At 69.8% G+C, this 8,119-nt stretch carries 6 protein-coding genes; all 6 read left to right on the top strand.

The annotated features are described in order from the left end of the window. Positions 1–175: 175 nt before the first annotated feature. The 6 genes from ACZ6R6_RS48875 to ACZ6R6_RS48850 all read left to right on the top strand — a co-directional run bounded on the left by ACZ6R6_RS48875 (position 176) and on the right by ACZ6R6_RS48850 (position 7,875). The gene (locus tag ACZ6R6_RS48875) at positions 176–1,612 is read left to right on the top strand and encodes a DUF4158 domain-containing protein (RefSeq protein ID WP_470104347.1); all 1,437 of its coding nucleotides are present in this window, start codon (positions 176–178) and stop codon (positions 1,610–1,612) included. Further along, a complete protein-coding gene (locus ACZ6R6_RS48870) occupies positions 1,609–2,799 on the top strand; it encodes a transposase (protein WP_470104343.1) in 1,191 nt (396 codons plus the stop codon). Before ACZ6R6_RS48875 ends, ACZ6R6_RS48870 begins: the two co-directional genes overlap by 4 nt. Before the next feature lie 297 nt (positions 2,800–3,096). Then, entirely contained in the window at positions 3,097–5,322 is a 2,226-nt protein-coding gene (locus ACZ6R6_RS48865; protein ID WP_470104341.1) for an ATP-binding protein, read from the top strand. A 99-nt stretch (positions 5,323–5,421) separates the two neighbouring features. Then, positions 5,422–6,099, top strand: a complete 678-nt coding sequence (locus ACZ6R6_RS48860) for an alpha/beta fold hydrolase (protein WP_470104339.1) — start codon at positions 5,422–5,424, stop codon at positions 6,097–6,099. Positions 6,100–6,116: 17 nt separating this feature from the next. Continuing rightward, entirely contained in the window at positions 6,117–6,944 is an 828-nt protein-coding gene (locus tag ACZ6R6_RS48855; protein ID WP_470104337.1) for an alpha/beta fold hydrolase, read from the top strand. 259 nt (positions 6,945–7,203) lie between these two features. Continuing rightward, positions 7,204–7,875, top strand: a complete 672-nt coding sequence (locus tag ACZ6R6_RS48850; RefSeq protein WP_470104335.1) for a recombinase family protein — start codon at positions 7,204–7,206, stop codon at positions 7,873–7,875. Positions 7,876–8,119 lie beyond the last annotated feature (244 nt).

The following is an 8,119-nucleotide window of genomic DNA, read 5'->3' as shown; positions in this document are numbered from 1 at the left end:
TCAAACGAGCCCTCTCCCGACAACTGTTCAAACTCCTCGAACGCGACCCAGAACCCCTCCAAACAGCCGCTTGACAGATATAGCAGCCTCGAAAAATCCCGCTAGCAGCCCCGCCAGCTAACTATTTGATCTTCTGCTCGCCCCGCCTGCTGGGCCTGCCCTACTTTCGGCGGCTATGCCAGTTGAGTTCCTTAGTGATGACGAGGCCGCCGTCTACGGCCGGTTCTCGGGTGCTCCGTCCCAGGCGGAGCTGGAGCGGTTCTTCTTCCTGGACGACGCGGACCGGGCACTGATCGCCGAGCGGCGTGGGGCGCACCACCGTCTCGGCTTCGCTCTGCAGGTGACCACAGCCCGGTTCGTCGGCCGGTTCCTCACCGATCCGCTGGACGTGCCCGGCGAGGTGCTGAGCTACCTCGCCGGCCAGCTCGGGATCGAAGGCGTCACGCAGATCGCCCGCTACACCGAACGCCGCAGCACGCCGTTCGAGCATCAGGAGGTGATCCGCGACGCCTACGCGTTGAAGGAGTTCTCCGAGGCCGAGGCGGATTTCATCGCCTGGGCGGACGCCCGGGCGTGGAACACCGGCGACGGCAAGAAGACGATCTTCTACGACGGGGTGACGTGGCTGCGCACCAAGAAGATCCTGCTGCCCGGGGTGACCACGCTGGCCCGGCTGGTGGCCCGGGTGCGTGATGAGGCCACCGACCGGCTCTACGACACTCTGTTCGAGGTGCTGTCCCCGCGTCAGCGGACGATCCTGCAGATGCTGCTGGAGGTCACCGAATACGGCGAGGAACCGCGCCTCGATCAGGTGTGGGAGGCGATCGACGCCATCGTGCCCCGGCGCGAGCTGCGCGAGGCGGTCGCGGCGGTGACCGAGATGGTGCCGCCGCCCGACGGCGACGCCGACGGTGAGATGCGGGCGCTGCTGGCCTCCCGGATCGCCACCGTGTCGGGGTTCCTCAAGACGCTGACCACAGTGATCGAGTTCGGCGCCAACGCCGAGGGCGCGCGGGCGCTGGCGGCGATGAAGCAGCTGCCCCGGCTGCTGGACGGCCGCAAGAAGAAGGTCACCGAAGCCGACATCGACCCCGCGCTGGTGAGTGGCTCCTGGAAGCGGCTAGTGTTCAAGAACCTGCCGAACGGCAGCACCGTGGACAAGAACGCCTACACGATGTGCGTCCTCACCCAGTTCCACCGCCACCTCAAGCGCCGCGACGTCTACGCCGAGACCTCGGCCCGCTGGCGTGACCCGCGCGGGCAGCTCCTGGACGGCGCGCGGTGGGAGGCGGCCAAGGGCCCGGCCCTGGTCGACCTGCAGCTGCCCGAGGATCCCGGTCTGATGCTCGCCGAGCACGCGCTGGTGCTGCACCTGGCGCTCAACGACGTCGCCAGCCGGGTCGGGCGCGACGGGTCGGACGTCAGCGTGGACGGCGAAGGCCGGCTGCATGTGGCCAAGCTGACGGCGCTGCCGGAACCGCCGTCGCTGATCGATCTGCGCAAGCGGGTCCTGGCGATGCTGCCGCGGGTCGATCTGCCGGAACTGCTGCTGGAGGTGATGGGCCGGGTGCCGGCGTTCGAGGCCGCCTTCACCTCGGCCGCAGGGGGGTGAGCAAGCTGGCCGACTTCCCCATCTCGGTCGCGGCCTGCCTGACGGCCCAGGCGCTGAACATCGGCTACGCGCCGGTGATCAAGGCCGGGACGCCCGCGCTGGAGCGCGGCAGGCTCTCGCACGTGGCGCGGAACTACCTGTCGGCCGAGACCTACACCCTGGCCAACGGCCCGCTCCTCGACGCCCAGGGCCAGCTCGGTTTCGCCCAGGCGCTGGGCGGCGGGCTGGTCGCGGCGATCGACGGGATGCGGTTCGTGGTCCCGGTGCCCTCCATCTACACCCGCCCGAACAAGAAGTACTTCGGCCGCTCTCGCGGGGTCACCTGGCTCAACATGATCAACGACCGGGGCGTGGGGCTCGGCGCGAAGGTGGTCACCGGCACGGTACGCGACTCCCTGCACATGATCGACGTGGCGTTCCGGCGCGACGGCGGGCCGCGCCCGGAGGTCCTGGTCACCGACACCGGCTCCTACAGCGATGTGGTCTTCGGGCTGGTCCACCTGCTGGGGATGCAGTATCGGCCCGCGCTGGCCGACATCCCCGACCAGAAGGGCTGGCGCATCCAGGACGCCGATTACGGCAGCCTGTCCCGGTTCGCCCGCGGGAAGATCGACCTGGAGAAGATCAGGCGGCATTGGGGCGACATCCTGCGGGTCGTGGTGTCGATCTACACCGGCGAGATCCGCGCCCACGACCTGATGCGCATGATCCAGCGCTATGGCAACCCCACCCGGCTCGGCGACGCGATCGCCCACTACGGCCGCATCTTCAAGACGCTGCACATCCTCACCTACGCCGTCGAGGAGCCCTACCGGCGTGACATCAAGGGCGTGCGCAACCTGCAGGAGTCCCGGCACGCCCTGGCCGGGAAGATCTTCCACGGCAAGAAGGGCGAGCTGTATCAGCGCTACCACAAGGGCATGGAAGACCAACTCGGCGCGCTCGGCCTGGTGCTCAACTGCATTACGCTGTGGAACACCTTCTACCTCGACCGGGCCCTCGACCAGCTCGAAGCCGACGGCTACCCCCTGGCTGAGGAGAACGTCGCGCGGCTGTCGCCGTTCGTGCGCCAGCACCTGAATGTGATCGGCACCCACTCCTTCGCCCGGCCCGACCTCGGCCCCGCCGGCGTCCGCGCCCTCCGCAACCCCGATGAGCCGGACTGGGAGGACGACGGCATCCTGTAAACCGACGCCGCCAGGAGACAGGCGCGGGTTCCCCGCCGCAACGGGGCTCAGCGAACGGCAAGAGCCTCGCATAGAAGGCGGTTCCCTGGGTGCCGGACCGGCGAACGGAGTTCCTCTTGCGAGGCCACCGCGGCGCACTGATCGTGCGGTACCCCGGCGGGATGGAATTCTTCGAGCCCACCATCGTCGACCTCCTGGCCGGCCCCACCGCCCAGTAGGCTGATCCCGCCCGCTGATCATCGTGGTTCCATGCAGGGTAGGAGCAGTCCCATCACCGATCTGCCAGCCTTAGCGCAGGTGCTGCGGCGCCACCGTCACGCGGCGCGCCTGACCTTGGAGCAGCTTTCCGAGGCCTCGGGCATCAGCGTCCGGTCGTTGTCGGACCTGGAACGGGGGCGCAGCAAGGGGCCCCAGCAGCGGACGATCACCGCGATCGCCGACGCGTTAGGCCTGCAGGACGCCGCCCGCAAGGAGCTCGTCGAACTGGCGCGGGAGGCCCGCCTGGGCGATCACTGGGCGCGGCCCGCGGGCGTGTGCGAATTGCCCCGCTCGGTCGAGGACTTCACCGGCCGCACCGCGGAAGTCGCCTGGGTGAACGAGCTGGTCGGTCGCGACGCAGAGCCCGGCGCCGCCGGGGTGGGGCTGATCACCGGCGCCGCCGGGCTGGGCAAGACCACCCTGGTCATCCGCGCCGCCCACCTGCTGCGACCCAGCTTCCCCGACGGGGTGCTTTTCCTCGATCTGTTCGGCATGTCCGCTCAGCCGGTGGCCGCCGTCGACGCCCTGGCCACACTGCTGCGCGCACTCGGCGTCGCCGAGCAGCGGATGCCGCAAGACCTCGACAGTCGATCCTCGCTGTACCGCTCGCTGCTGGCCGACCGGCGGGTCCTGCTCGTCTTGGACAACGCGGCCAGCGAGGAGCAGGTCAGGCCGCTGCTGCCCGGCGGCGGCCCCGCCCGGGCGCTGGTGACCAGCCGCCGGTTGCTGGCCGGGCTGGCGGGCGGGCGCAGGCTCAGCCTGCGGCCCCTGCCCCTGCAGGAGGCCGCCGAGTTGCTGGCCGCGATCGTGAGTGAGCGTACTGCCGACGACGATCCGGCGGCGCTCGCCCAACTCGCCGGGCTGTGCGGCGGTCTGCCGCTGGCGCTGCGGATCGTGGGCAACCGCCTGGTCAGCAGGCCCGGCTGGGACGCCGCCGGGCTCGCGGCCCGGCTCACCAGCGAGGAGCGTCGGCTGGCGCAGCTCAAAGCCGGTGATCTCAAGATCGCCAACGCTTTCGGGATGTCGTACGAACAGGTTCCCCTGCAGGGCCGCCGCGTCTTCCGGCGGCTGTTCCTGGTCCCCGGGCGCGACTTCGACGCCGCCCTGGCCGCGGTGGTCGGCGATCTCCCGCTTGAGGAGGCCTGGGACGTGCTGGACGAACTGGTCGACCTCGGCCTGCTGCACGACAGCGCCGCCGGCCGCTACCGCTTCCACGACCTGGTACGGCTGTTCGCCCGCGAACGCCTGCACGCCGAAGAGGCCGAAGCCGACCGGGAAGCGACCACCGAAACGATGACCGGCTGGCTGCTGCGGATGGCCACCACCGCGGGCCGCTGGTTCGAGCCCGCTCACGGCCCTCCGGAACGCCCGGAACCCGGTGTGGCCACCGTGGAGGAGGCCGAGCAGTGGCTGCGGGTGAACGTGGACAACTGGCTGGGCGCGATGCGGCTGGCCACCGAGCGCGGCCGGCACGCGGAGGTCTTGGACTGCGCCGAGTCGATGCACTGGTTCTCCGACCGGTGGATGCACGGACCGCACTGGCAGGAGGTCTTCACTCTCGGCGAGCGAGTGGCCCAAGCGCTCGGCGACGCCGCCCAGCAGGCCACCCAGCTCAACTACCTGGCCTGGGTGCAGATGATCCCCCCAGCCATCCACCCCGAGGCCGCCCTCGGCTACGCGACCCGGGCGCTGGAGGTGGCCACCGCCGCCGACCCCTCCGCCGCGGCCACCATGCAGATCGCCTGGGCCCACCAGTACACCGCCACCGCGTTGCGCAAACTCAAGCGGCTGACAGAGGCGGCCGAGGCGGCCCAGCGGGCGGCCTACATGTTCAAGGCCGCGGGTGACGTCGACGCCTACTGCCAGGTGCTGCTGATGTACGGCGACTGCCTGCTTGATGACAACCGGCCGGTCGAAGCGTTGGAGCAGTACCAGCTGGCGCGCGACCTGCTCGACAGCGAGCACATGACGCCCAGCGTCGCGACCGGCACCCGGCCGCACGTGCTGGGCCGTATCGGCCAGGTCCTGCGGCTGGTGGGCCGTCATGAGGAGGCGATCACGGCCGCCACCATGGCGGTGGCCCTGCACGAGCAGGTGCAGATCTCCAGCTCGCTGGCCTACAGCCTGCAGATCCTCGCGGTCACGCTGGCTGAGGCGGGCCGCCAGGAGGAAAGCCGCCGCGCCTACGCCCGCGCGGCCGAGGTGTGGGAGACGGTCGGCGACACCGAAGCCGCCGCCCGCTGCCGCGCCCTGGCAACGGGCTGACCCCGGCAGTTCTGCCTGCTGTTCCGCATGGTTCAACCGTGGGCCGCAGGGCTTGGATGAAGCTCGTAAGGCTCAATTCATCCAGGTCAGGAGCAACTCATGGCCATCAAGAACATCGTGCTCGTGCACGGCGGGTTCGTGGACGGGTCCGGCTGGCAGGGCGTCTACGACGAACTGACCAGGGACGGCTTCACCGTCCGCATCGTGCAGAACCCGACGCTGTCGCTGGCGGGTGACGTCGCCGCCACCCGCCAGGTCCTCGACGGCCTCGACGGCCCTGCCGTCCTGGTCGGCCACTCCTACGGCGGCGTCGTCATCAGCGAGGCCGGCACCCACCCCAACGTCGCCGCCCTCGCCTACATCGCCGCCTTCGCCCCGGACAAGGGCGAGTCGGTCAACACGCTCATCGCCGACCCGCCGCCCGGCGCACCGGTCCCGCCGATCCTGCCGCCGGTCGACGGCTTCCTGTTCCTCGACCGCGACAAGTTCCACCACTCCTTCGCCGCCGACCTGCCCGCCCAGGCCGCGGCGTTCATGGCCGACGCGCAGGTGCCCTGGGGCCTGGACGCCCTCGGCGGCGCGGTCACCGAACCGGCCTGGCGCGCCAAGCCGAGCTGGTACCTGGTGGCCACCGAGGACCGCATGATCCCGGTGCCCGCGCAGCGCGCCATGGCCGAGCGGGCCGGAGCCACCGTGGTCGACGCGATCGGCAGCCATGCCGTCTACGTCTCCCAGCCGGCCGCCGTCGCCGCTCTCATCCGCCAAGCCGCGGCCTGACTCGCCCGGAGCCTCACGTGACGATCTCCACCGCCTCGCGGTCACGCCGGACCATGCTCACCGCGGCCGCGGGAGTGCTGGCCGCTGCCGTCCTGGCCGTCCCGGCCGCCTCGGCTGCCTCCACGTCGGCCGTCGGCACCAGTGGTGCCAAGCCGACCATCGTGCTGGTGCACGGCGGCTTCGCCGACGCCTCTAACTGGAACGAGGTGATCACCAGGCTGCAGCGCGACGGCTATCCGGCGATCGCCCCGGCCAACCCGCTGCGCGGCCTGCCCGTTGACGCCCCCTACATCGCCAGCGTCCTCAAATCCATCGACGGCCCGATCGTGCTGGTCGGCCACTCCTACGGCGGCGCCGTCATCACCAACGCCGCCGCCGGAAACCCCAACGTCAAGGCGCTGGTCTACATCGCCGCCTTCGTCCCCGACGAAGGCGAGCAACTCGGCGCCCTGATCAACAAATACCCCGGCACCCAGATCCCCGCCGCGGTCAAGGAAGTCCCCTATCCCGGCGGCGTCGACCTGTATCTGAAGCCGGACAAGTTCCGCGCCGCATTCGCCGCCGACCTGCCCGTCTCGGTGACCCGGATCATGCAAGCCACCCAGCGGCCCTTCGCCGCCTCCTCCTTCACCGACAAGACCACCGCCGCCGCCTGGCACACCATCCCCTCCTGGGGCATGGTCGCCACCGAGGACAAGGCCATCCCGCCCGACCTGGAACGCTGGTTCTACAAGCGAGCCAAGGCCCACGTCGTCGAGGCCAAGGGCGCCTCCCACGTCCCCATGATCAGCCAGCCGGGGCTGACGGCCCGCCTCATCGAGACCGCGGCCAAGGCCACCGACTAACCGATCAACGACCATGCCAAAGTGCCCCTGTCCCGCACCAGCGGGGCGGGGGCACTCGCCGCTTCGCAGATCCTCATCACGGCCGCTCGCGGTCCGTCGGAGGCAGTGACCGCCGACGCGACGGGGCTTCAAGAAACGCTCGTTTATTGAAGACTCGGGCGCGGAGGACGTCCATCAGGGCGGACGGGCTTCAACAACTCGCTTCAACAACATGGTGTCTTCAACAATTCTGAGCACCGTTTGTTGAGAGAATTCAGGAGTGACCACCCCATCGTTGAACGCGCCCGGCGACTTCCTCGCCGACGCCGACCTGCTGAGCGCCTTCCCCGCTGTGCGCAGCGAGATCCTCATCGGCTACGCCCGGGTCTCCACCCGCGGCCAGAGCCTGGACCGGCAGATCGACGCGCTCACCATCGCCGGATGCCGCAAGATCTTCGCCGACAAGAAGTCCGGCAAGAACGCGCAGCGCCCGGAGCTGAAGGCCTGCCACGCCTTCCTGTCAGCCGGCGACACCCTCGTCGTGCCCGAACTGGCCCGCTACGGCCGCTCCCTGGCCGACCTCATCACCATGGTCGGCGACCTGCGCCGCCGTCAGATCGGCTTCACCAGCCTGCACGAAAAGCTCGACACCACCACGCCCGGCGGGCGCCTGGTCTTCCACGTCTTCGCCGCCCTGGCGGAGTTCATCCGCGAGCTCATCGTAGCCGGCACCCACGAAGGCCTGGCCGCCGCCAAGGCCCGCGGCCGCACCGGCGGCCGCCCCACCGTCGTCAACGCCGACCTGCTGAAGGCTGCCCGCGATCTGCTGCCCGACCCGGAACGGTCGGTGACCTCGATCGCGAAGCTGCTAGGCGTCAGCGTGGGCACGCTGTACAACCACATCCCCGACCTTCAAGAACTTCGCGCCAGACAGCAGTCGGCTCTCGGGTAGCGGGGCAGTCCAGGGGCTGAGGCCCTTCGGGCCCGCACGGGCACGCTTCGTCTCGCCGACCGACGCTACGACCTGCGGAAACAGATCCGCTGGACACATTCGAACGGAAAGTCACGGTAAGCCGGTCGGTCCCACTCCGCTAACGGGACTTTTCGAGGCTGCTATATCTGTCAAGCGGCTGTTTGGAGGGGTTCTGGGTCGCGTTCGAGGAGTTTGAACAGTTGTCGGGAGAGGGCTCGTTTGA

Source organism: Streptosporangium sp. NPDC048886 (genome assembly GCF_055586905.1).
This window is presented reverse-complemented; position numbering and strand designations above follow the sequence as displayed.